The sequence below is a fragment of the Paenibacillus sp. GYB003 genome (assembly GCF_036577625.1).
Lineage (GTDB): Bacteria > Bacillota > Bacilli > Paenibacillales > NBRC-103111 > Paenibacillus_AB.
Genome location: NZ_JARBDC010000001.1, coordinates 88,831 through 113,482, shown reverse-complemented (window position 1 = coordinate 113,482; position 24,652 = coordinate 88,831). Strand labels below are relative to the sequence as shown.

At 60.1% G+C, this 24,652-nt stretch carries 22 protein-coding genes and 1 other annotated feature; of the genes, 18 read left to right on the top strand and 4 right to left on the bottom strand.

All coding sequences use genetic code 11. The features are described 5' to 3' along the window. The first annotated feature begins 136 nt into the window (after positions 1-136). Both metH and rnz read left to right on the top strand, forming a co-directional pair. Positions 137-3,577: a methionine synthase gene (gene metH, locus PV407_RS00530; protein ID WP_332087892.1), complete on the top strand. Its 3,441-nt coding sequence runs from the start codon at positions 137-139 to the stop codon at positions 3,575-3,577. Positions 3,578-3,642: 65 nt separating this feature from the next. Further along, the gene (gene rnz / locus PV407_RS00525) at positions 3,643-4,560 is read left to right on the top strand and encodes a ribonuclease Z (RefSeq protein WP_332087891.1); all 918 of its coding nucleotides are present in this window, start codon (positions 3,643-3,645) and stop codon (positions 4,558-4,560) included. Between the two features lie 119 nt (positions 4,561-4,679). Here rnz and tlp read toward each other — a convergent pair whose 3' ends face one another. Beyond that, a complete protein-coding gene (tlp, locus tag PV407_RS00520; protein WP_332087890.1) occupies positions 4,680-4,901 on the bottom strand; it encodes a small acid-soluble spore protein Tlp in 222 nt (73 codons plus the stop codon). Between the two features lie 234 nt (positions 4,902-5,135). On the opposite strand from tlp, the gene murC reads away from it, so the two are divergent. The 4 genes from murC (at position 5,136) to PV407_RS00500 (ending at position 8,666) form a co-directional block, all read left to right on the top strand. Then, a complete protein-coding gene (gene murC / locus PV407_RS00515; RefSeq protein ID WP_332087889.1) occupies positions 5,136-6,431 on the top strand; it encodes a UDP-N-acetylmuramate--L-alanine ligase in 1,296 nt (431 codons plus the stop codon). Between the two features lie 202 nt (positions 6,432-6,633). Continuing rightward, positions 6,634-7,407 (top strand): methyltransferase domain-containing protein, encoded by a 774-nt coding sequence (locus PV407_RS00510; RefSeq protein ID WP_332087888.1) that lies wholly within the window; start codon positions 6,634-6,636, stop codon positions 7,405-7,407. Next, a complete protein-coding gene (locus tag PV407_RS00505; protein WP_332087887.1) occupies positions 7,404-8,348 on the top strand; it encodes a hypothetical protein in 945 nt (314 codons plus the stop codon). The genes PV407_RS00510 and PV407_RS00505 overlap by 4 nt, the downstream gene beginning before the upstream one ends. 75 nt (positions 8,349-8,423) lie before the next feature. Beyond that, positions 8,424-8,666 carry an NHLP leader peptide family RiPP precursor gene (locus PV407_RS00500; protein WP_332087886.1) on the top strand — a complete coding sequence of 81 codons (243 nt, stop codon included), beginning with the start codon at positions 8,424-8,426 and terminating at the stop codon, positions 8,664-8,666. 4 nt (positions 8,667-8,670) lie between these two features. On the opposite strand, the gene PV407_RS00495 is transcribed toward PV407_RS00500, so the two are convergent. Continuing rightward, on the bottom strand, positions 8,671-10,548 hold the full coding sequence (locus PV407_RS00495; RefSeq protein ID WP_332087885.1) for an ATP-binding protein: 1,878 nt from the start codon (positions 10,546-10,548) through the stop codon (positions 8,671-8,673). 247 nt (positions 10,549-10,795) lie between these two features. Beyond that, the gene (locus PV407_RS00490) at positions 10,796-11,110 is read right to left on the bottom strand and encodes a heavy metal-binding domain-containing protein (RefSeq protein WP_332087884.1); all 315 of its coding nucleotides are present in this window, start codon (positions 11,108-11,110) and stop codon (positions 10,796-10,798) included. Between the two features lie 105 nt (positions 11,111-11,215). Here PV407_RS00490 and PV407_RS00485 point away from each other — a divergent pair, with 105 nt between their 5' ends. Both PV407_RS00485 and PV407_RS00480 read left to right on the top strand, forming a co-directional pair. After that, the gene (locus tag PV407_RS00485; protein ID WP_332087883.1) at positions 11,216-11,584 is read left to right on the top strand and encodes a CidA/LrgA family protein; all 369 of its coding nucleotides are present in this window, start codon (positions 11,216-11,218) and stop codon (positions 11,582-11,584) included. Beyond that, positions 11,559-12,251 (top strand): LrgB family protein, encoded by a 693-nt coding sequence (locus PV407_RS00480; protein ID WP_332087882.1) that lies wholly within the window; start codon positions 11,559-11,561, stop codon positions 12,249-12,251. Before PV407_RS00485 ends, PV407_RS00480 begins: the two co-directional genes overlap by 26 nt. A 79-nt stretch (positions 12,252-12,330) precedes the next feature. Here PV407_RS00480 and sufU read toward each other — a convergent pair whose 3' ends face one another. Further along, positions 12,331-12,765 carry a Fe-S cluster assembly sulfur transfer protein SufU gene (gene sufU / locus PV407_RS00475; RefSeq protein ID WP_332087881.1) on the bottom strand — a complete coding sequence of 145 codons (435 nt, stop codon included), beginning with the start codon at positions 12,763-12,765 and terminating at the stop codon, positions 12,331-12,333. A 426-nt stretch (positions 12,766-13,191) separates the two neighbouring features. Here sufU and PV407_RS00470 point away from each other — a divergent pair, with 426 nt between their 5' ends. The 10 genes from PV407_RS00470 (at position 13,192) to PV407_RS00425 (ending at position 24,454) form a co-directional block, all read left to right on the top strand. After that, the gene (locus PV407_RS00470; RefSeq protein WP_332087880.1) at positions 13,192-15,480 is read left to right on the top strand and encodes a DEAD/DEAH box helicase; all 2,289 of its coding nucleotides are present in this window, start codon (positions 13,192-13,194) and stop codon (positions 15,478-15,480) included. A 7-nt stretch (positions 15,481-15,487) separates the two neighbouring features. After that, on the top strand, positions 15,488-16,993 hold the full coding sequence (locus tag PV407_RS00465; RefSeq protein ID WP_332087879.1) for a ribonuclease H-like domain-containing protein: 1,506 nt from the start codon (positions 15,488-15,490) through the stop codon (positions 16,991-16,993). Continuing rightward, positions 16,990-17,799: an HAD-IIA family hydrolase gene (locus PV407_RS00460; RefSeq protein WP_332087878.1), complete on the top strand. Its 810-nt coding sequence runs from the start codon at positions 16,990-16,992 to the stop codon at positions 17,797-17,799. The genes PV407_RS00465 and PV407_RS00460 overlap by 4 nt, the downstream gene beginning before the upstream one ends. 86 nt (positions 17,800-17,885) lie before the next feature. Then, entirely contained in the window at positions 17,886-18,695 is an 810-nt protein-coding gene (locus tag PV407_RS00455; protein WP_332087877.1) for an Fpg/Nei family DNA glycosylase, read from the top strand. A gap of 22 nt (positions 18,696-18,717) precedes the next feature. Further along, complete coding sequence (locus tag PV407_RS00450) at positions 18,718-19,557, top strand: deoxyribonuclease IV (protein ID WP_332088203.1); 840 nt, start codon at positions 18,718-18,720, stop codon at positions 19,555-19,557. Next, the gene (locus tag PV407_RS00445; protein ID WP_332087876.1) at positions 19,554-19,925 is read left to right on the top strand and encodes a cyclic-phosphate processing receiver domain-containing protein; all 372 of its coding nucleotides are present in this window, start codon (positions 19,554-19,556) and stop codon (positions 19,923-19,925) included. The genes PV407_RS00450 and PV407_RS00445 overlap by 4 nt, the downstream gene beginning before the upstream one ends. A gap of 46 nt (positions 19,926-19,971) precedes the next feature. Further along, complete coding sequence (locus tag PV407_RS00440) at positions 19,972-20,736, top strand: ABC transporter ATP-binding protein (protein WP_332087875.1); 765 nt, start codon at positions 19,972-19,974, stop codon at positions 20,734-20,736. 45 nt (positions 20,737-20,781) lie between these two features. Beyond that, a complete protein-coding gene (locus PV407_RS00435; RefSeq protein WP_332087874.1) occupies positions 20,782-21,828 on the top strand; it encodes an SAM-dependent methyltransferase in 1,047 nt (348 codons plus the stop codon). Between the two features lie 42 nt (positions 21,829-21,870). Continuing rightward, positions 21,871-22,134: a binding site (T-box leader), on the top strand. 95 nt (positions 22,135-22,229) lie between these two features. Next, positions 22,230-23,162, top strand: coding sequence for a threonine ammonia-lyase (gene ilvA / locus PV407_RS00430; RefSeq protein WP_332087873.1), 933 nt, complete (start codon positions 22,230-22,232; stop codon positions 23,160-23,162). Between the two features lie 77 nt (positions 23,163-23,239). Beyond that, on the top strand, positions 23,240-24,454 hold the full coding sequence (locus tag PV407_RS00425) for a C40 family peptidase (RefSeq protein ID WP_332087872.1): 1,215 nt from the start codon (positions 23,240-23,242) through the stop codon (positions 24,452-24,454). Positions 24,455-24,652 lie beyond the last annotated feature (198 nt).

The following is a 24,652-nucleotide window of genomic DNA, read 5'->3' as shown; positions in this document are numbered from 1 at the left end:
TCGATGGAACGGCATCTATAATTTTGTTAATTCCGATAAGAAAACTAGATAATGACACTCTTTCGTAAACCGGTGTATTCTGGTAGACTAAATCTCATAGAAAAAACGGATGGCTAATTGAAGGGGTGGATCGCATATGCAAAAACCGGCTTTGGCCGAACGGCTCAAGCATAAAATATTGATTTTGGACGGCGCGATGGGCACGATGCTCCAGCAAGAACAGTTGACCGCTTCCGACTTCGGGGGGGAGGAGCTGGAAGGCTGCAACGAAATGCTGTCCGTGACGAGACCGGACGTGCTGAGCAAAATCCATGAGGCGTATTTGGAGGCCGGCGCCGATATTTTGGAGACGAATACGTTCGGCTCGACGAGCGTCGTTCTCGCGGAGTACGATATCCCCGAGCGGGCGCGCGAGCTCAACCTGGCCGCCGCCAAGCTCGCGGTCGATGCGGCGAACAAATATTCGACGCCGGAGTGGCCGCGGTACGTCGCCGGGGCGATGGGACCGACGACCAAGACGTTGTCCGTCACCGGCGGCGTGACGTTCGACGAGCTGGTCGACAGCTATTACGAGCAGGCGCTCGCCCTGATCGAAGGAGGCGTCGACGCGCTGCTGCTCGAGACGTCGCAAGATACGCTCAACGTGAAAGCGGGCAGCATCGGCATTCGCAAAGCGTTCGAAACGTCGGGCGTCACGCTGCCGATCATGATATCCGGCACGATCGAGCCGATGGGCACGACGCTCGCCGGGCAAAACATCGAATCGTTTTACATTTCGCTCGAACATTTGAAACCGATCTCGATCGGCTTGAACTGCGCGACCGGACCGGAATTTATGAAGGATCATATCCGTTCGCTGTCGTCGATCGCGAAGGCGGCCGTAAGCTGCTACCCGAACGCCGGGCTGCCGGACGAGAACGGCCATTATCACGAATCCCCCGCATCGCTGGCGAAAAAGCTCGGCGACTTCGCCGAGCAAGGCTGGCTGAATATTGCCGGCGGCTGCTGCGGCACGACGCCGGACCATATTCGCGCCATCGCCGAAACGCTCGGGCGGATGAAGCCGCGCGCGGTGTACGGCGATCACCCGGCAGCCGTATCGGGCATCGAGACGGTGTACGTCGAGCCGGAAAACCGACCGCTTATGGTCGGGGAGCGAACGAATGTTCTCGGTTCGCCGAAGTTTAAACGGTTGATCGCCGAAGGCAAGTTCGAAGAAGCGGCCGAAATCGCCCGCGCCCAGGTGAAGGGCGGGGCTCACGTGATCGACGTCAGCCTGCAGGACGCGGAACGGGACGAAGCGGAAGACGTGAAACGGTTTATGACCGAGCTCGTCAAAAAGATCAAAGCGCCGATCGTAATCGATACGACGAACCCTGCGGCGGTGGAAACGGCGTTAAAATATTCGCAAGGGAAAGCGATCATCAACTCCGTCAACTTGGAGGAAGGCGAAGAACGGATCGAAAAGATCGTGCCTCTCGTCCATCGGTACGGGGCCGCCCTCGTCTTCATGACGATCGACGAGGAAGGCCAGGCGGTATCGAGCGAGAAACGGTTCTCCGTCGCGAAGCGGGGATACGAGCTGCTGACGAAAAAGTACGGCATCGCGCCCGAGGACATTATTTTCGACCCGATGGTATTCCCGGTCGGAACCGGCGACGCGCAATATTTGGGATCGGCCAGCGAAACGATCGAAGCCGTGCGGAAAATTAAAGCGGCTTTCCCGCAAAGCCATACGATCATGGGCGTAAGCAACGTGTCGTTCGCATTGCCGCCGGCCGGGCGCGAGGTTTTGAACTCCGTTTATTTGTATCATTGCACGAAAGCGGGACTCGACTACGCGATCGTCAATACGCAGCGTCTGCAGCGGTACGCTTCGATTCCGCCGGAAGAACTGCGCCTGACGGAAAATCTTATTTTCAACACCAACGACGAAACGCTCGCCGAATTCGTAGCCTATTTCCGCGACAAGAAAGTCGAGAAGAAAGAAAAGGCGACGAACTTGACGCTCGAGGAAAGACTCGGCTCGTACGTCGTGGAAGGCACGAAGGAAGGACTCATTCCCGATCTGGAAGAAGCGCTCAAGAAGTATTCGCCGCTTGAAATCATTAACGGGCCGCTCATGAAAGGGATGGAGGAGGTCGGCCGGCTGTTCAACAACAACGAGCTGATCGTCGCCGAGGTGCTGCAGAGCGCCGAAGTGATGAAGGCGTCGGTCGCGTATCTCGAGCCGTTCATGGAGCGGACCGAGAGCGCGGTGAAAGGGAAAATTTTGCTGGCGACCGTCAAGGGCGACGTTCACGACATCGGCAAAAACCTGGTCGAAATCATTTTGTCCAACAACGGGTATCAAATCATTAACCTGGGCATCAAGGTCCCGCCCGAGCAGCTGATCGAAGCGTACCGCAAAGAAAAGCCGGATGCGATCGGCTTGTCCGGCCTGCTCGTCAAATCGGCGCAGCAAATGGTCGTAACGGCGCAGGACTTGAAGGCGGCCGGCATCGAAGTGCCGATTCTCGTCGGCGGCGCCGCCTTGACCCGGAAATTTACGCGGACGCGGATCGCGCCGGAATACGACGGGATGGTGCTGTACGCGAAAGACGCGATGGACGGCCTCGACCTCGCCAACAAGCTGAGCGACGCGGAACAGCGGCAAAAGCTCATTCAAGAGCTGCGCGACAGCATGGATTCGGTCGTGATGGAGACGGGGAAAACGATCGACGAAACGAAGCTGTCGCGCGCGGCCAAATCGACCGTTTCCCGGGACGTTCCGGTATACATTCCGCCGGATTTGGAAAGACATGTGTTAAGGGACTACCCGATCGACCATATTTATCCGTACGTCAACATGCGGACGCTGCTCGGCCATCATCTCGGCTTGCGCGGCAACGTCGACAAGCTGCTGGAGCAAAAAGACCCGAAAGCGATGCAGCTGAAAGAAACGGTCGACGGCCTGTTCGCGGAAGCGAAGGCGGAAGGGCTGATCAAGGCGAGCGGGATGTACCGCTTTTTCCCGGCGCAGTCGGACGGCAACGACATTATCGTGTACGATCCGGAAAATCAGCAAGCCGTGCTGCACCGGTTTTCGTTCCCGCGCCAGGAGGTGGAGCCGTACTTGTGCCTCGCGGACTTCCTGAAGCCGGTATCGAGCGGCGTCATGGACTATGTCGGCTTCCTCGTCGTAACGGCCGGTCAAGGCATCCGGGCGAGAGCGGAAGCGATGAAGGAGCAGGGCGACTATTTGCGCTCCCATGCGCTGCAGTCGTTCGCGATCGAGATGGCGGAAGGATTCGCCGAGCGGATGCATCATATGATGCGCGACATGTGGGGCTTCCCCGATTCGCCGGATTTGACGATGCAGCAGCGGTGGGGAGCGCGGTACCAAGGCATCCGCGTCTCGTTCGGTTACCCGGCGTGTCCGAACCTGGAAGACCAGGGACCGCTGTTCCGGCTCATGAAGCCGGAAGATATCGGCGTGGAGCTGACGGAAGGCTTCATGATGGAGCCGGAAGCTTCGGTGTCGGCGATGGTATTCGCCCATCCGGAGGCGCGTTATTTCAACGTAGACAAAGCGTAAGGAACTTCGCGCCGTTAACCAAATCCGTTATGGCGCAGGTTCCCGAGTCCGGCGGGAGGAAACGCATGGAGCTATATTTTCTAGGTACGGGGGCCGGCATGCCGTCGAAAGAAAGAAACGTCACGTCCGTCGCCTTGACGCTGTACGACGAACGCGGCACGATGTGGCTGTTCGATTGCGGCGAAGGAACGCAGCACCAGATGCTGCGTTCCCCGCTGAAGGCGAGCCGGCTGGAGCATATATACATTACTCATCTGCACGGAGACCATGTGTATGGGCTGCCGGGATTGCTGACGAGCCGCTCGAATCAGGGGGGCTCGTCTCCGCTTGTGTTGTTCGGGCCGCCGGGCATCGAGGCGATGCTGGAGCCGGTGCTGCGGCTGAGCCAGGCGCATTTGGCCTACGAGCTGACGATCCGGGAAGTGAGCGAAGGGACCGTTTTCGAGGACGACCGATTCGTCGTCGTATGCGGCAAGCTGGATCACCGGATCGACAGCTACGGCTACCGGATCGTCGAGAAGAACAAGCCGGGCAAGCTGGATGCCGAGAAGCTGAAGGCGCTCGGACTGCCGCCGGGCCCGCTGTTCGGGAAAATCAAACGAGGCGAAACGGTCGAACTGCCGGACGGCACGATCGTGGACGGAACGTCGTTCATCGGTCCGCCGATTCGCGGCAAAACGGTCGTCATTCTCGGCGATACGCGCAAGTGCGATACCGCCGTCGCGCTGGCCGAACAAGCGGACGTGCTCGTGCACGAAGCGACGTTCGACAGCTCCTTGAACGACCTGGCTCAAGCGTACTATCATTCGACGGCGAAGGACGCGGCGGAAACGGCCCGCAAAGCTGGCGCCAAATCGCTCCTGCTCACGCACATCAGCTCGCGCTATCAGGAGGAGGATGCGCTTCGCCTGCTGGACGAAGCGCGCAAGCATTTTCCGGAAACGAAGCTGGCGAAAGACCATTGGACGTTTCCGGTCGCGTAATCGGTTCGCGGCGGAAGCAGCAATAAGCCCGATTCAGCGCCGCTGAAAAGGGCTTATTGCGTCCGCCGCACGACTTTGCCGGGGAGCGGGTAAAGGCAAGAAGGCGGAAAACGGTGCGATTACTCGGCGTTGCCGCGCTCCTCCTGCGCTTCTTCTTCGAATCCGGCGATGCTGGAGCGGCGTCTTTCGTTTTTCGCAAGGATGTCGTGCTTCTCCGTCGCGGAGATTTCGTCGCCGTGTTCGTCCAAATACTGCTCGGCTTCTTCCAGATTGCCGGCCGTTTGTCGAGCCATGCGGTCCAGCTTCTCCGCGTTGTCGGAACGATCGTCCGGTTTGGCCATCGTCTATCCCTCCTTCCGCCATCGCTGAGGCGATACGAACATAACATTCCACGGGCGCGGCGATTTATTCGCGTCCGGCGAAGTCGCCTCCGGCTATACGGCGAACGATCGCGGGGAAAACTGGTGGGAGGGCGGCGGTACATAGGCGGGAGCACAGTCGTCGCCGCATCTTCATATACTGGACTGTGTGCTATTTATCAAGCAAGGGCTCCAGAAAAAGTAGGAGGGCTTCTCATGGAAAAATTCCACTTTATAGGCATAAAGGGTGCCGGAATGAGCGCGTTGGCGCAAGTGCTGCACGATTCGGGCTGCTTTGTGCAGGGCTCGGATACGGAAACCGAATTTTTTACGCAAAAGCCGCTCGAGCAAAGAGGCATTCCGATGTACCGGTTCGGCGAGAGCGTCATCGACGGAAGCGGCGTCAAAGTGATCGCGTCCAACGCGTTTCAGGACGACCATCCGGAAATCGCCCATTGCGCGAAAGCGGGCATTCCGGTCCAACGGTACCATCACTTTTTGGGCGAATGGATTAGCCGGTTTACGAGCATCGCCGTTACGGGCGCGCACGGCAAAACGTCGACGACCGGCATGCTGGCCCATACGTTCGGCGGACTTACCCGGGCCTCCTACTTGATCGGAGACGGTACCGGCTACGGCATGCCGGACAGCAAATATTTCATATTCGAAAGCTGCGAATACAGACGGCATTTTTTGGCCTACGAGCCGGACTATGCGGTCATCACGAACATCGATTTCGATCATCCCGACTATTATACGGGACTGGACGACGTCACGCTCGCCTTCCAGCAAATGGCGGACCGGGTGAAGAAGCATCTGGTCGCTTACGGCGACGACGAGCAGGTGCGGACGCTCAAGCCGAAAGTGCCCGTCCTGTATTACGGGCTCGGCGAGCGAAACGATCTGCGCGCGGAAAACATGAAGGCCGGCGAGGACGGCATGACGTTCGACGCGCTGCTTCGCGATACCCGGCTCGGAACGTTTACGATTTCGGCCTATGGCAAGCACAGCGTCCTGAACGCGCTTGCCGTGATCGGCGTAGCCGTGCTGGAAGATTTGAATTTGGACAGCGCGAGGCGGCAGCTGGCCACGTTCGGCGGCGTAAAGCGGCGGTTTTCGGAGAAAATGGTGCGCGGCAACGTGCTCATCGACGATTACGCGCATCATCCGACGGAAATATCCGCCACGCTCGATGCGGTTCGCTCCAAATATCCCGGGAAAAAAGTCGTCTCCGTGTTTCAGCCCCATACGTATTCGCGGCTGGAGGCGTTCATCGACGATTTTGCGCAATCGCTGTCGGGGTCGGACGAAGTTTACTTGTGCAACATTTTCGGCTCGGCTCGCGAAAACGGCGGCCGCGTCTCGATCGAAAACTTGATCGAGAAAATTCCGGCGTCCCGGCACATTTCCGAGCAGACGATCGGCGAGCTGAAGCAGTACAACGACTGCGTGCTGCTGTTCATGGGCGCCGGCGACATTCAAAAGTATCAGGCGCTGTACGAGCGCGTTTAATCCATAGAGGCTTAAGGCTCCCTTCTTTTTGCCGATTTCGGCGAACGAAGGGAGCTTTTTTCGGTTTGTCCCGGAACGCCGTGCCGATAACGTGGTTAATTTTGCGCATGTTTATCCATTTTATGGTGCAACGGCCTAGTGCTTTCGTGCTATAATAGGGACGTTTGTACAAGCGTCGCAACTGAATACGGGGGAATGCCGGATGCAAACGAAGGCGGAACGACTGGGACGGATGCTGACCGTCGGGGCCGATCTGATGTTCGGGCGGGAGCGCGAGCTGCTGCTTGCTCCCTTGATCGGCGCGAACGTCGCCAGCGCGCTCGATATCGGCTGCGGCAACGGAGCGTACATGGCGCGGCTGTCCGACGCGTTTCCCGGCGTGAAGCTGACGGGCGTCGAAATCGACGAAGCGATGTACAGGCAGGCGTCTGCGCTGAACGGGGAAAGCCGGCGATGGAATATCGTCCGCGGCGGCTACGAGAGTTTGACCGGCACCGGGCCGTATGACGCGATCATCGTCAGGCTGGTCGCTCCGCATATTCCGGACCGAGCGGAGTTCGCGCGATGGCTCGCGGCGCATACGCACGATCGTTCGCTCCTGTTCGTCATCGATTTCGACGACGGCCGTTATCGCGGGTGGGACGGCTTGCCGCTGTTTTCCTCGCTGTACGAAGATGCGCGGCGTCAGCTGAAAGGGAGGCGCGGTTTTTTGCAGCTGCCGGATCAGCTGAAGCTCGAATTCCGGCAGGCGGGATTCGAACCGATCCGCACGGAATCGTACGCGATTCGCGCCGACCGCCGCGAATCGCGCGAGAAATGCCGCGACTATATGCGATTCGCCACGGAATATTTGCTGGACGAGCCGATCGATCGGCTTCGGGAGCGGGAATTGGCCGACTGGCTCGAACGGCCGGATGCCGAGCTGGAAATTCCGATGTTCGGCATCGTCTTCGCCAAGACGGAGGAAACCGGATGAACTGGCTGCACGATTTCGAAGACGAGCTGACCGCCGTGTTCGCGGAGGCGGAGCGGCGGCTTGCATCGTTTCCGTCTCCGCTGAACGAGGCGGGGGAGCGATATTTGAACGCGTTCCATCCGCTTCGCCGGGAAAGCACGAAAAATTACATTTGCTACCTGCTTCCGTACTGGCTGCTCGGTTTGGCGGGCGAAGCCGAATCGGCGAAAACGGCTTGCAGACGGATGGCCGTCGCGAACGTCTTCGTCATGCTGCACTTTTTTTTGCTGGACGACGTGATGGACGAGCCGGGGGAAGGCGGGAAGGAGAAGCTGGCGCTGGCAAGCCTGATGCAGACGCAGTATATGGACGTTTACGTTTCGCTGTTCCGCGCCGATTCTCCGTTTTGGACGCTATACCGGCAGTACGTATCGGAATGGGCGGCGGGCGTATCGGGGGAGCGGCCGGACGGCGATCTTTTCGGCGATCCGGTGCGCATCGCGCATAAAGCGAGCCCCGTCAAGCTCGCCTCGAGCGGACTATTGCTGCTCGCCGGTCAAGGCGAATCGATCGGGCCGGTATCCGAGGCGATCGATCAAGTGCTCGTTTCGCTGCAAATGGCCGACGACCGAGCCGACTGGCGGGAAGATTTGCGGCTCGGCAACGCCAACTGCCTGCTGGCGCTCGTCCGCAAAGAACGGGGCGAGACGAACGGACGGGAGCTAACGGAAAAGGACGTCAAAGCGGCCATATACGTTAGCGGCTGCTTGGAGCGGTATGCGGAAATCGCGGCGGAGCGGCACAGACGGCTGCTGAAGGCGAAGCCGGCCGTCCCGCATTTGCTGGCGTTTCACGGGCATTTGGCGGACGCTCTCGCTCGCGACGCCGCAGCGGTCGTGAAAGAAAGATGGGCGCTCCTGGCAGGAGGATTTTCCTATATGCTGTCGAAATATGCCAAATAATTGTGGAATATGCGCCCATTTCATGATAAACTTGGTATGTTGCACTTATCCAAACTTTGGAAAGGGTGGTCGTTCATGTCGGCCGAAGAGCTGCTCAAGAAGCAAATTATCGAAAAAGCATGGGCTGATCCGGCATTCAAGCAGAAGCTGCTGGACAATCCGAAAGAGGCGATTCATGACGCGTTCGGGGTGAGCATTCCGGATAACATCCAGGTGAAGGCGGTCGAAGAAACGCCGACCGAGTTTTACTTGGTCATTCCGCCGAACCCGTCGGAGACGCTGGACGGCGGGGATTCCTCGGTTGACGCCGCTTGGTAGGACGCTAATCGGCAAGAACGGCGGGGAAACGGACGATCGCTTCGGTTCCGACTCCTTTTACGCTCTTGAATTCGATTTTGCCCTGCATCACCTCGATGATGCGGAACGTAACCATCAGGCCCAATCCGGTGCCTTTCGATTTGCTCGAGAAGTAGGGCTCTCCCAGACGGGAGAGCTCGTTTTCGTCCATGCCGGTTCCGTTATCCTTGATATGAATGACGACTTCGTCGCGTTCGCGGTATGCCCATATTTCGACGATTCCTTCGCCTTCGAGCGCCTCGATGCTGTTTTTAACGATATTAACGAACGCCTGCTTCAGCTTCGAGGAATTGCCCCGTATAAATAATTCACCCGGCAGCCGTACACGAATTTCCCCCCCTTGAATGTTCGCCATCGGCGCGAGAATGCCTTCGATATGCTCGAACTCGTCGGCCAGGCAGAGGATCGTCACGTCGTCCAGCTGCGGCTTGGCAAACGTCAAAAAGTCGGTGATGATTTCCGAGGCCCGATCCAGCTCGTCCATCGCGAACCCCAAATATTTTTTCGGCTTGCCTTCGGCCGTTTCCCTCAGCAGCTGCAAAAACCCGCGGGTGACTTGCAGCGGATTGCGCACTTCATGGGCGACCGAAGCGGCCAGCTCGCTGATGATTTCCATTTTTTCGTGACGCTGCAGCCGGTTGTTGTACAGCTCGAGCTCCCTGGAGTACAGGACGACCTGCTCGTGATCCCTGGCGAAGCCGCGGGCGAGGATGACGATAAAGGCGATGACGAAGCAGAGGACGCCCCATTTCCAAAAAAACAGCTCGTAATTTTTATTGTACGCGTAAAACCAGGATAGCTCGCCGACCGCCGTTATCGCGAACAAAGCGAAGCCGGTGGACAAAATGATCGCGTCCTTGTTCCCTTTCAGCGCGTGCGCGATCGTGGAACCGATCAATATAACGAACAAAAAAATCATGATGATTCCCAAAACGGACAGCGTAAAAAAGTAATAAATTTTAATGTAGCGGGAATGGGTCGCCAAGTTCGCCGCGAGCAGCGCGATGCAGAAGACGGAATAACCGATCGTGAACGAACGCGCGGTCGTAACGACTTTGTTCCGGGTATCCAGCGCTTTCTCGACGAATACGGCGAGCGCCGGCAAAAAGACGAACAGCGACAAATCGAACAGCGTCAGCCAAAGCTTCCCGTACGCCGCGTAATACGTATAGGGCAGCGGCGTGTACGTCGCGATCAAGACGCCGGTCGACATAATGACGAGCGACAGCGAAAGCCAGCGGACGAGATGGGATTTTTTCAAAAACGACGTGCAGACGAGCATGATCGCCCCGAAAAAGACGAGCGAACCGCCCAGCACGAGATCGAGCAGATCGGTTTTATAAAATTCGGACAAACGGTCCGCATATTCGCCCAGATCGATCTTCTTATGAATGCCGATCCGATCGCTTAACGTGTCGATCCGAATCGTCAGGCTTGCCCCCAGATCCGCCCGTTCGAGCGGGAGCGCGATTTTGTACACGTCGTACGTGTAATGGCGCGACGATTCGTAAATCGTCCGGCTTCCCGCCGTTACCCGGACGTGGTGGCCGTACAATTTGTCGATGAACAGTCCCGGCTGCTTCCATTCCGTACCCGACGGAGGCTGCGGCAGCTCGATTTTGATCGTCGCGGACGACGCCTTTCCGGGATTGTCGGGGAGCGGGCGATCGACGCCGGCTTTCGCCCAGTCTTGCGGCTCGCCGACGTCTTCCGTCTCCCAACGGAACTGCCATTCCGTAATCGCCACGGACGTCGCCGAGCCGCCGTAAGCGGAATGGGGCGAGAACGCGAAGCACAGAAGCAGAACGAATATGACGGAAACGATTTGGGAAAAGGTTCTCATTCCAGCACCTCTACATTTGCCGTATAGCTATCGAAGCAGGGATATTTTGGATGAAATTCGACGCGCTCTTTCAAAAATATGACATTTTCCGCGAAAAGGCAACAAAATTACGAGCAATTGTTTTTCGGCGTGTCGATTGCGCGATACGGCGTTCGAGACGGGGAGGCAAAAAAACGGCGTTCGCCCGCTTCGCACGATAACGAAGCCGGCGAACGCCGGAAAGACTGCCGCGCCAAGCGGCCGGGGTTTACTGCACGCGTACGGCGGTGCCGCTTACCGCCACCATCAGCATGCCTTCGCGAATCACTTCGTAATCGACGTCGATGCCGACGATCGCGTTCGCCCCGTACCGGGACGCCTGGGAGCGCATTTCCTCGAAAGCGACGTCGCGGGCTTCCTTCAGCTTGCTCTCGTAAGCGCCGGAGCGGCCGCCGACGATGTCGGTGATGGAAGCGAAAAGGTCGCGCATGATGTTGGCGCCCATAATGGCTTCGCCGGTGACGACGGATATGTACTCCACGATCGTTTTGCCCTCCACGGAAGGGGTCGTTGTCAAAATCATATTCATTCCTCCATTCGAATATCTTAAGGCCATCCTTATCTATGATATACTTTTCTTTGGCATTTCAAAAGCGAATCATTAGCGAAGGGGAAGGGTGGTCGCAGGGTGCGGGGATTGGCCGTATTGCTCTCGTTCCATTTTGCGGGCTTGCTGCTTCACCGGCTGCTTCATATCCCGCTGCCGGCAAACGTGATCGGACTTATTCTCTTTACCGTTGCGCTGTTCGCGGGATGGATCAAGCTGGAGCGGGTCGAGCAGAGCGCGCAGTTTTTGCTCCGCCATATGATGCTGTTTTTCGCGCCGTTTATCGTCGGCACGATCGTGTTCGTTCGGACGATCGGCGCAAACGCGGCCGGCATCGGACTGAGCTTGATCGTCGGCACGCTGCTCGTACTGCTCGTGACGGGGAAAACGACGGCGGCGTTTTCCGGAAAGGAGGGAGCCGAAAATGACGGGAAACGAATGGTGGAATGATCCGCTTTTCGGCGTAACCTCCACGGTCGTCGCTTATGTCGTCGCCCTCCGCCTTCATGAGCGCGTCAAATGGCTGCATCCGTTATTCGTCTGCTCGGCGCTGCTCATTATGCTTCTGGCGGTAAGCGGCATCGGGTACGAGTCGTACCGGGTCGGCGCCGATTTGCTCGTCTTCTGCCTCGGACCGGCTACCGTCGCGCTGGGGGTGCCGATGTACAAGCACGCCGTCCGGCTGAAACGGCAGCTCCGCGCGATCGCCGCGGGCGTCTTTGCCGGGAGCTTGTGCGGCATGACGAGCAGCGCTTTTTTCATCTGGGCGGCCGGAGGGACGAAGGAGCTGCTTCTGACGGCGCTTCCCAAATCGACGAGCTCGCCCATTTCGATCGAAATCGTCAGGCAGCTCGGCGGCATACCGGAGCTCGGCGCGGTGTTGACCGTGCTGACCGGGCTCGTCGGCAGCATGGTCGGCCCGGCCTTTTTGCGCGCCGTCGGCGTGCGGGACGACGTGGCGATCGGCGTCGCCATCGGCACCGCGTCGCACGGCATCGGGACCGCCCGGATTATCCGCGAGTCCGAGCTGCAGGGCAGCGCGGGCGGACTGGCGATGGGGCTGGCGGGCATCGTTACGTCCGTTTTGGCCGTGCCGCTGTACGCATTCATGCAGTAACGGGGAAGGGACCGCATAAGCCGAAAAAAAGCTCCCGATTCGCGATCGGGAGCTTGTACGTTATCGGCGGAGGAGCGTCTTAGTGCACATGCTGCTTGATCGCCCGTTCCAGGCCGTTCCAGCCGAGCAGCGAGCAATTGTGGCGGGCTCTCAGCTTGTGGATGCCGGACAAAGAGAGAGCGTCGCCGAGCTCGTCTTCGTCTTCCGGCAGGTCGCCTTTCTTGATCATGGCGGTAAACAATTCGATCAAATGCTCCGCCTCCTCGACCGTCTTCCCTTTGACCAAGTCGGTCATCATCGAACAGGAAGCCATGCTGATCGAGCAGCCTTCGCCTTCGAATTTGACGTCCTTAATTTTCCGGTTGTCGTCGATCGTCATGTACAGCACCATTACATCGCCGCAAGTCGGATTTTTGTATGGGAACTGGATCGAGCCCTCCCCATCGAGCTTGCCTTTGTTGCGGGGATTTTTATAATGATCCATGACGATTTGTTTGTACAGGTTTTCCAACACAGTCGATCACCTCGCGCAGAACATCAGGATGTTCGTTCATTCCCCTTATTTTACACCAATTATCCCCGAATGAAAACAGCGGCGTGTCGCGGAACGGTCGCGGGCGACGCGGCGGTCCTTCCATGGCCGGGGCGACGCGGGAAATTGGAACTTTTCCCGGGAAAGCGCAGGAACCGACAGAAGGCGAGCGATTTTTGTTCCGCACTGGTCGGAAAAAACGATCCGAACCGACAAAAAACAAGCCGGTCGGCTTCGTTTTTCGATATCCGGCATCGCGTTTGTCGACGCCGTACGGGAAACTCGCGACATGACCGAACGTCCATCCAATCGCGCCGTTTTTACGATGTTGTCATACGAACGTATATTCTGTACAATTGAAGGACGGAACCGATGTACGTGAATCGCGCGGAGGCAGGAGGGGTAACGATGAACCGGTTGACCGGTAAAGTTTCCGGGATCGAAGAAATGATCGAGCTTATTCGGAATACGCCTGAATTGATGAGCCAGGTGACGCATTGGCGGACGATCGCTCCGAGGCCGGCCAGCTATGCCGACTTTCCGGAAACGATTCGCCCGGAGCTGAAGGAGGCGCTCGCCCGCAAAGGGATCGCCCGGCTGTACACGCACCAGGCGGAAGTGTTCCGGGCCGCGGAAGAAGGCCGCAGCGTCGTTGCGGTGACGCCAACGGCGTCGGGCAAAACGCTGTGCTACAATTTGCCGGTGCTGAACCGGATTTTGCGGGACGACAGCTCGCGCGCGCTTTATTTGTTTCCGACGAAGGCGCTCGCCCAGGATCAGGTCGCGGAGCTGCACGAAATCGTCGATTGGCTCGGCGCGGACATCAAATCGCATACATACGACGGCGATACGCCGCCGACGGTGCGGCAGGCGATCCGCAACGCCGGGCACATCGTCGTGACGAACCCGGACATGCTGCATTCGGCCATTTTGCCCCATCATACGAAATGGGTGAAGCTGTTCGAGAACATCAAATTCATCGTCATCGACGAGCTGCACAGCTACCGCGGCGTGTTCGGCAGCCACGTCGCCAACGTCATCCGGCGGCTCAGGCGCATATGCCGGTTTTACGGCTCGGACCCGCAGTTCATATGCGCTTCGGCCACGATCGACAACCCGGGGGAGCACGCCGAACGGCTCGTGGGCGGTCCGGTGACGCTGGTCGACCGCAACGGGGCGCCGTCGGGGGAAAAGCATTTCGTTTTTTACAATCCGCCGGTCGTCAACAAGCAGCTTGGCATTCGCCGGAGCAGCGTGCTCGAATCGCAGAAGCTGGCCGCGTTTTTGCTCAAAAACGACATTCAGACGATCGTGTTCGCCCGCAGCCGCGTTCGCGTCGAGCTGCTGCTCACGTATTTGCAGGAGCTCGTAAAGCACGAGCTCGGAACGAAATCGATTCGCGGCTATCGCGGCGGCTACTTGCCGAAGCAGCGCAGGGAAATCGAGCGGGGGCTCCGCTCGGGGGACATTCGCGGCGTCGTCAGCACGAACGCGCTCGAGCTCGGCATCGACATCGGCCAGCTGCAGGCGTGCGTCATGAACGGCTATCCGGGCACGATCGCCAGCACGTGGCAGCAGTCGGGCCGGGCCGGCCGCAGGCAGGAAAGCTCGATCACGTTCCTGGTCGCGAGCAGCAACCCGCTCGACCAGTTCATGGTCGAAAACCCGGACTATTTTTTCGAACGGTCGCCGGAGCGGGCGCTCATTCAGCCGGACAATCTGATCATATTGCTCGACCACGTGAAATGCGCCGCCTACGAGCTGCCGTTCGAGGAGAACGAACGGTTCGGCGACGAGCCGCTCGAGGAGCTGCTCGAGTTTTTGGCCGAGGAAAAAATCGTGCACCGCGTCAAAGGTCGCTGGTACTGGATGGAGCAGTCGTTTCCCGCCCACGATATATCGCTGCGCTCCGCCGCCCAGGAAAACATCATCATTATCGACACGTCGAACGGAAGCCGCGTGATCGGCGAAGTCGACCGGTTCAGCGCGCCGACGCTCGTGCACGAGGAAGCGATCTACATCCACGAGGGCGTCCAGTATCAGGTCGAAAAGCTCGACTACGAGGAGAAAAAAGCGTACGTGCGCGAAGTGAGCGTCGATTATTATACCGATGCGAATTTGGCCGTGCAGTTGAAGGTGCTGCAAACGCACAAGGAAGGCCGGGCGGGCCGCGGCGCGGAGCGGCGGTTCGGCGAGGTGACGCTGAACGCGAAGGCGACGATTTTCAAAAAAATCCGGCTGCGCACGCACGAAAATATCGGCTCCGGCCCGATCCATCTGCCCGAGGAAGAAATGCATACAAGCTCGTACTGGATTACGTTCGGGGAGGAAGCGACGTCCGGCATGAGCGCGAACGATCTGCAGTACGCGCTGCTCGGACTGGCGAACGTCATGGTCCATTTGGCGCCGCTTTACTTGATGTGCGACCCGTTCGACATTCGCGTCGTGCCGCAGGTGCGTTCCGTTCACGATAAAATGCCGACGATCTTTTTCTACGACCGGTATCCCGGCGGCGTCGGGCTGAGCGAGCGGCTGTACGACGTCCACGACATGCTCGTCGCCGAGGCGACCCGGCACATTACCGGCTGCGGCTGCCTGAGCGGCTGTCCGGCCTGCGTCGGCCCGATCGAGGAGGTCGGCTTGACCGGCAAAGCGCTCGCCGTCAAGCTGCTCGCCGCGCTCGGGGAACGGGGGTGACGCCGCCGTGAGCACGCTGAAGGAACGGCTCGGCCGGTTGAAGAAAACCGCGGACGGCGCGGCGGCGGCGCAGACGGCTTCATCCGGCGACGCGAGGGCGGAGGAGGCGCAGATCGAGCGGCTCGGCGCTTCGTGGGAGCGGCTTGAGGCGCAAATGCACTTCAACGATTGGGGGCAGTTCATCATCCGGCGCCGGCGTTATCCGCTTCATTACGCGCACGGCACGTACCGGCTCGGAGAGCTGTGCGGGGAAGCGGAGCCGTTGTCGGTGCTAGCCGAGACGGGCGGAAAGCGAACCGGGCGGAAAGGGCGCGCGCTTGCCGGCGAGACGGAGGCGGGAACGGGCGGGCGGTTATCCTGCGTCTCGGTTCACCACAGCCGGCTGCTGTTTCTCGATACCGAAACGACCGGGCTCGGCGTCGGGGCGGGCAACGTCCCGTTCATGATCGGCATCGGGTTTTACGACGGGGACGGCTTCGTCGTCGAGCAGCTGTTCATCCGCAATCCGGCCGAGGAAGCTTCGATGCTGCACCATTTGCGCGAGCGAATGGCCGAACGCGACATGCTCGTGTCGTACAACGGCAAATGCTTCGACTGGCCGATTTTGAAAAACCGTTACATTCTGAACCGGCAAAAGGAGCATGCGGCGGATCCGGTCCATTTCGATTTCCTGTACCCGTCGCGCAGCTTGTGGCGCAATACGCTGCCGTCGTGCCGGCTCAGCTCGGTCGAACGGGAGCGTCTCGGTCTCAGGCGGACGGACGACGTGCCCGGCTCGCTGGCGCCGGCGCTTTATTTTCAATATTTGGCCGAAGGCGATCCGGCGCTGCTTGCCGGCGTGTTCGAGCATAACGAGAAGGACGTGCTGACGCTCGCCTGTCTCGCCGCCCATTTCGCGAAGCTGCTGCGCGGCGATATGCCGCTCGCCCGGCTGGAGGAGGAGGAGCTGTTCCGGCTGGCGCTGTGGCTCGACAAGCTCGGCCGCGCCGACGGGGCGGAGGAAGCGCTCCGCGAGCTGCTCGGGCGGGAGGCGGAGCGGACGGCGGACTACTGGCTGCCGGCGGCCGAGTTTTACAAGCGTCAAGGACGATTCGCGCCGGCCGTGTCGTTATGGGAGCGGGCGATCGAACGAAAGCGGCGTTCGCGCATCGCCTCGCTGGCGCCGTACGTCGAATTGGCGATGTATTACGAGCACCGGGATAAAAATTACGAGCGCGCCTTGTCCTATGCGGAAGAGGCGCTGGAGCGGGCGCGCGGAAGGCTGTCGGCCGCGCGCCTGGACGGGGCGGCCGGCGAGGAGCTGGAGGCGATCCGCAAGCGGGTCGACCGGCTGCGGGCGAAACGCGATGCGGCCGCGCGGAAGGAGCCGGCGGCCCGCGCCGCGGCCGCGCCGATTGCCGGCAAGCGCGCCGGAAGGCGGCAGACGGCCGGCGTCTGGCAGGAACTGCTGCCGATCGAGGGCGCGGACGGCGAAGCGACGAACGAACCGAAGCGGAGGATGGAAAGCCGATGAGCGCAACCGGAAAAAAGCCCGCCTTCCTGATCGATCTGGACGGCACGATGTATGCGGGGAATACCCCGATTCCGCATGCGGCCGAATTTATCGGCCGGCTGAGGGAGCTGTCGCTCCCGTTTTTGTTTGTCACGAACAATTCGTCCCGGACGCCGGAGGCGGTGGCGGATCATCTCGCCTCTCACGGCATCGCCGCCGAGCCGCGGGAAGTCGTAACGTCGTCGCAGGCGGCGGCCCGCTATGTGGCGGGCCGCGGGCGGGGACGGCGGGCGTACGTCATCGGAGAGGACGGCCTGCGGGAGGCGCTGCTCGATGCGGGCATGCAGCTTGTCGAGGAGCGTCCCGACTTCGTCGTGCAGGGGATCGACCGGGAATTTACGTACCGCAAGCTGGAGACGGCGGTCCGCTTCATTTCCGAAGGCGCGGAATACGTGCTGACGAACCCGGACCGGCTGCTGCCGGCGGACGGCAAGCTCGCCCCCGGCGCGGGCTCGATTTCCGCTTCGATCCGCGAGGCGCTGCAGATCGCGCCGACGGTGATCGGCAAGCCGCACGAGCCGATCATGCGCTACGCGCTGGAGCGGCTCGGAGCGGCGGACGGCGACGTATGGGCCGTCGGCGACAATCCGGCGACCGATGTCGGCGCGGGAATAGCGGCGGGACTGCGGACCGCGCTCGTCTTGACCGGCATCGCCACGCCGGCGAACGTCGAGTCGCTGCTGGAACGTTCGGGCGTACGTCCGGATGTCGTCTGCGGCGATTTGGCGGAGCTGCTGGAGCGATTGGGGCTGGCCGGGACGAAATAGGCGGACGGGGAGCGCGCATCGGGTATGAAACCGCTCCGGAAGCGGGCAAACTAGAAAGAAATGGATGGAAGAAGGAAGGGAACGACATGCCCGAAATTCCGGAAATGGAAACGTACCGGACGCTGCTCTCCCAGCGCATTGTGCGCCGGCCGATCACGGCGGCCGTCGTGGAACGGGAAAAGTCGATCAACGTGCCCGTCGATACGTTTCGGCGGAGCGTGGAAGGCCGCGCCATCGCAACCATTTCGCGGCGCGCCAAACATTTGCTGTTCCATCTGGACGACGGCGGCGTCCTGCTGCTTCATCTCATGCTCGGCGGCTGGATGTTTTACGGAACGGAACGGGAAAAGCCGGACCGCACGACGCAGGTCGTCCTGTCGTTCGGAGAGCGCAGCCTTTATTTTATCGGGCTGCGGCTCGGCTACCTGCACCTGCTGACTTCGGGCGAAGCGGAGAAACGGCTGGCGGAGCTCGGCCCGGAGCCGCTTGCGCCCGATTTCACGGAGGAGCGGATGACGCGGCTGCTGAAAAGCAGAAGGACCGTACTGAAGCCGACGATGACCGACCAGAAAACGATCGCGGGCATCGGCAACTGCTACGCGGACGAAATTTGTTTCGACGCCGGCATTTTGCCGACAAGAAAAATCGGTTCGCTTGCGGAGGAAGAATTCGCCAAGCTGTACCGATCGATGCGAAACGTGCTGCGCGAGGCGATCCGGTTCGGCGGCTATATGGAAAACCCGCTGTTTCCCGGCGACGCCTTGACAGGCGGCTTCGACTCCCGCTGCGCCGTGTACGACAGGGGCGGCGAGCCGTGCGTCCGGTGCGGCGGCCCGCTCGTTCAGGAGGAGCTCGCTTCCCGCAAAGTGTTTTATTGCACCCGCTGCCAGCGGTAACGAAGGAGGGGGACGGATGGGACTGCATTTCGGCGCCCATGTCAGCATTCGCGGCGGCTTTTTGGAGGCGGCGAAGCTGGCGTCGCATATCGGCGGAACGGCGTTCCAATATTTTCCGAAAAATCCGCGCAGCCTTGCGGTCAAAAAGCTGGATCGCCGCGATGCGGAAGCGTGCGCCGCCTATTGCCGCGAGCACGGCATGCTGTCGATCGCCCATACGCCGTATCCGACCAATTTGGCCGTCGATGCGGGCGATCGAAGGGAGGTCGTCGTCCGTTCGCTGCTGAACGACCTGGAAATCGCCGAAGCGTGCGGCTCGGTCGGCGTCGTGGTCCATTTCGGCGTCTACAAAGGGACCGAGCCGCTGAACGGGTACAAAAACATCGTGAGCACGCTGAACGAGGTGCTGAGCCGCTGGGACGGCTCCGCGCTGCTGCTTGTCGAGAACCAGTCCGGCGAGCACGCGCGGATGGGGATGACGTTCGAAGAGCTGGTAGGCATTCGCAATTTGTGCGTCAAGCCGGAATCGGTCGGCTTTTGCCTGGATACGTGCCATGCGTTCGCCAGCGGGCTGTGGAACGGCGCGGATTGGGACGTCGTGCGGGCGAAGGGCGAGTCGCTCGGCTATTTTCGGCTGCTGAAGGCGATCCATCTGAACGATTCGGTGTATCCGCACAAATCGTACAAAGACCGTCACGCGAACATCGGCAAAGGGGAAATCGGCGAAAACGCGTTTCGTTCCTTTTTGGCGTCGATGAAAGCGGCGCCGATCCCGGCGATTCTCGAGACGCCGGCCGGGCCGGCGTATACGCACGAGCAAGAAATCGCGCATTTGCATCGACTGACGGAGGGGAAGCGATGATCGATTTATATTTGGACGACGCCCGCGCTTGTCCGAAAGGATTCGTTTGGGCGAAAAACGCGGCCGAATGCATCGAGCTGCTGCTCGGCTGCGACGTTCGCGTGCTTTCGCTCGACTACGATTTGGGCTGGCGCGAGCCTACCGGGATGGATGTCGTCCGATTTATGATTTTGGAGAGGAAATATCCTGCGGTTATTTATTTGCATACGTCGAGCTCCGCCGGCCGCGCGGAAATGTACCAGGCGCTCTATATGAACAAGCCGCCGCACGTGCGCCTGTTCAACTACCCGATGCCGGATCGCGTTTTGCGGCAAATCGCCGAAGGACATTTCCAAGTGGAAAACAATGGCGAAACTGCGCTACAATGAGAAGGATCGCTACAGGCATTCGAATCGCAGGAAGGAGCTGCATAGCATGATCCGCTTGGAACACATTCGGTTTATTCGCGGCGAACGCACCATTTTGAACGATGTCAGCTTGCATATGAAGCAGGGGGAAAATTGGGTCGTTCTCGGCAAAAACGGTTCGGGCAAGACGTCCGTCCTGGAGCTGATTACCGGCTACCAATTCCCGAGCGAGGGCAAGGTGCGCGTGCTCGGACAGCCGTACGGCGAAGTCGATTTGCGTCTCGTGCGCAACAAAATCGGCTACATCAGCCAATCGCTCATGGAAAAGCTGACGATGCGCGACCCGGTATGGGAAGTGGTGGCGACGGGCGAGTACGGCTTTTTGCGCTTTTATCAGGACATCCCGGACGAAGTGAAGCGAAAGGCGATCGAGAAGCTGGAGCAGGTGCGGCTTCCGCATGTGGCCGAGCAGCCGCTCGGTACGCTGTCGCAAGGCGAGAGGAAAAAAATTATGCTCGCCCGCGCGCTTATGACCGACCCGTCCGTGCTCATATTGGACGAGCCTTGCTCCGGACTCGATCTGTTCGAGCGCGAGCAGCTTTTGCAGGATATTCAGGAGCTCGGCCGCACGGGGCTGTTAATGGTATACGTTACGCATCATATCGAGGAAATCGTTCCCGTCTTTACGCATATCGCCCTCATGGACCAAGGGAAAATCGTCGCCCAAGGGGAGAAAAAGCAAGTGCTCACGAAGGAGCTGCTTCGCGACGCGTACCAGGTGCCGGTCGAAATCGAATGGGTGAACGACCGCCCGTGGATTCATGTCGTTTAACGGCATTTATTATTCATCCTATTAACGATAATTCGAGGTGCTTCGATGAACGAACAAGCCGATTCCGCGGACGCAGCCTATCGCTTCGTCGTGACGTCCAACCGCGGATTCGCGGCCTACGCGCAGGACGAGCTGCGGGCGCTCGTGCCCGGTACGAAATTCGAGGAGCTTGCGGCGGGCGAAACGTACGTAATGCGCATTCCGCTCGGCCGCGACGAAGCGATTCGCCGCATCGTCCGGCACGAGCCGATCTTTTTGCGCCACATGCATCCGATCGACCGGACGGTGCCTTGCGGCGGAACGAATGCGGACATGCGGGCGATCGCGGATGCGATCGGCGACATGTTCCCTGCGGGAGAGCGGTCGGCAGCGATCCACATTCGCCGAACGGAAAAGTGGAAAGGCGGCTTCGAATCGGGCGAATTGCGAACGGCGATCGTCGAAAAGCTGCAATCGTTCGGAACGGAAACGGTCGTGAAAGACGCGAACCGGATCGTCTCCGTATTTTTGACTCCGGACGTCGCTTACATCGGCGTTTCCGCGCCTGCGGACAATTTGTCGGATTGGCCGGGCGGGGCGGTCCGCTTCCGCAAGGAGGAGGGGCAGGCGTCGCGCGCCAAGTTCAAGCTGCTGGAAGCCGAATACGCGTTCGGTCTCGATTTGGCCGACTACAAAAAAGCGCTCGATATCGGCGCCGCGCCCGGCGGGTGGACGTCGCTGCTGCTCGAACGCGGGGCGGAGGTGACGGCGGTCGACCCGGCGGATTTGCACCCGGAGCTGCTGAGCCATCCGAAGCTGACGTTTTTGAAGCGCAATGCGGGGGACGTCCAATTTCGCGAGCATTCGTACGATTTGCTCGTGTGCGATATGAGCTGGAGCCCGAGGCAGATGGTGAAGCTCCTGGTGCCGCTGTTGAACGCATTGAAGCCCGGGGGAGACGCGATCGTCACGCTCAAGCTGATGCACGGCAAGCCGTTTCAGACGGTGAAGGACTCCGTCAGGGCGATGCAGCCGACGATGGAGCTGCGCAAGGCGAAGCAGCTGTTTCATAACCGCGACGAGCTGACCGTTTATTTGCGCAAAAGCCGTTGATCTTCGTTGTTCGTTATGATATATTAAAAAACAACTATAGTAGCAAATTCGATGAAGAGGAAGAGTATTCGCTTCCCCTGTTCCCAGAGAGTCGGCGTTTTGGTGCGAGCCGATGTGCAGACGGCGAAGAAAATCACCTCGGAGATGGAACCCGAACGGAAGTAGGGAACACGGATTTCCACCGTTACAAGGAACGGCATATGATGGTATGCCGAATGAAGCGCCGACCGCTTCGTCTTGCTTGCATCTTGCGCTGGCGAACGTCGGAAGTAGGGTGGTAACGCGAGAGACGCTCTCGTCCCTTTGGGACGGGAGCTTTTTGCATTTCAAAACGACAATGAGGTGGTTTCGATGGGGATTACGAAGTAGCGTATCAAGATATCGTGCAGGCGAAGTTCAGATTGAACGGCCACGTGCACCGGACGCCGATCGTCCATTCGCAGACGTTCAGCCGGATGACGGGCGCGGAGCTGTTCCTGAAGCTGGAAAACATGCAGCGAACGGGAGCGTTCAAAGTGCGCGGGGCGATGAACAAAATCGCCACCTTGTCCGCGGCCGAGCGCGCCGCCGGCGTCGTCACCGCTTCCGCCGGCAACCATGCCCAGGGCGTCGCCCTTGCGGCGGCGCAGGCGGGCATCCCGTCGGTCGTCGTCATGCCGACCGGAGCGCCGGAAGCGAAAGTGATGGCGACGGAAGGCTACGGCTCCAAAGTGATTTTGCACGGCGCGAATTATGACGAAGCGTTCGAGGAAGCGAACCGGATCGCCCGATCGGAAGGCGCGACGCTCGTGCATGCGTTCGACGACCCGCACGTCATCGCCGGTCAAGGCACGGTCGGACTGGAAATATTGGACGATCTGCCGGACGTGGAGGCCATTCTCGTTCCGGTCGGCGGGGGCGGCCTTATTTCCGGCATCGCGCTCGCGGCGAAAACGGTCCGCCCGGATATCCGCATCATCGGGGTGCAGCCGGAAAACGCCAGCTCCGGCTACAGGTCGTGGCTCGGCAAAACGGTTGCTCCGGTCGACAAGCCGACGTCCGTAGCCGACGGCCTGCTCGTCAAAAAGCCGGGCAAGCTGACGCTGCAAATGATGCTGAAGCATGTGGACGATTTCGCGCTCGTATCGGAGGAGGAAATCGCCGCTGCGATGGTCATGCTGCTGGAACGGGCCAAAGTGCTTGCCGAAGGGGCGGGCGCGGTTTGTCTCGCCGCCGTCATGAACCGCAAGCTCGGACTCGAAGGGCGCAAGACGGCGCTCGTTCTGAGCGGCGGCAACGTCGATTTGCTGCGCTGGGCGCATACGATTTCGCCGAAGGCGATGCATCACGCCTGATCGGTCCGTTCGCCGGCATAAAAACGGCGGGAGCCGCATAACTGTGCAACAGACGAAGGCAAAGCGGGGAAACCGTCATGAACGTACGGAACGCGGCGATCGCCGTTGCGCTGCTGCTCGGTATGGCCGCGGCCGCAAACGGTCGGCCGGAAGCCGGCAAGGACGGCGGGAGGCCGCTTTCGGCCGCGGTTGTCGCCGGCGGGGGGAGCATTTTCGGCGGAAGCGCGGACGCGATCGGGGCCGAGGCCGCCGGCCCCGGCGAAGGGGCGCTCGCCGTGTCGGATTCGAGCGGGGAGGCGATCGAATTGTCTATGTTGCAGCAAAAAGTAGATCAGCATAAGGATGCGTGCCGGATCGAGACGCCGTCGCAAACGTCGCATGTCATAAATACGCCGGTCGCCACAATTTGGGCGGAGCCGAACAAGCATCGTTTGCTCGACGGCCCTGCCGTGTCCGCAGTCTCGGACGTCAAGTCTTGGGCCGCGGGCATGTCGACGGGGCAAAAGCTGTGGCTGGTCGGCAAGCTGGAAACGCAGGCGCTGTACGGCGATCCGGCAATCGTGCTCGGCACCGAGGGCGAATGGGCGAACGTGCTGCTGCCGGAGCAGCCGACGTCGCGAAACGAACGAGGCTACCCGGGCTGGCTGCCGCTCGGTCAGATCGCCGAAACGGCCGCGGTCGCGGACCTCGCGGCTTGTCCGACCGCCGTCGTCGCATCGGCGTCGGCTTGGTTGTACGACGATCCGGAACGAAGCTCGCCGTTTCTGGAGTTAAGCTTCAACACACGTCTGCCGGCCGTTCGGGAATCCGGCGAAAACGTCGTCGTGCTTACTCCGGCGGACGGCGAAAAGTATTTGCCGAAATCGGATGCGCGGGTTATCCGCGGCGCCGCCGACCAAGCTTCCGCAAAACCGGACGGCGGACAGCTGCTGCGGACCGCCGAGCGGTTTCTCGGACTGCCGTATTTGTGGGCGGGCGTTTCCGGCTTCGGCTTTGACTGCTCCGGCTTCACGTATTCGCTTTACCGCTATTACGGCATTTCCATTCCGCGCGACGCTTCGGATCAAGCGAAGGCGGGCGAGCCGGTCGGCCCGGACGGGCTGCGGCCCGGCGATCTGGTCTTCTTCGCGCGAGACGGCGGCAAGGGCAACGTGCACCACGTCGGCATGTACGCGGGCGACGGGCGAATGATTCATGCGCCGAACTCGGAGCGGAGCATCGAAATCGTTTCGCTCGGCACGCCGGCGTACGCGAAGGAATATGCCGGAGCCAGGCGGTATTTGCCGGAATAGGCGGTGCCGGTCAACCTTCGAAGGAAAACCGTCCGCTTCATCCAGGCGGCGAAACAAACGCGTTAGTGCGCTTAGGAGCGCGATCTGTGCCGAGGTGCTGCCTACGGCGCATAAAAACGCTCGGATAGTGTCCAAAGGAACACAATCCGCCTCGGCCAGGCGTCAAAACGCACGCGATAGTGTGCTTAGGAGCATTAT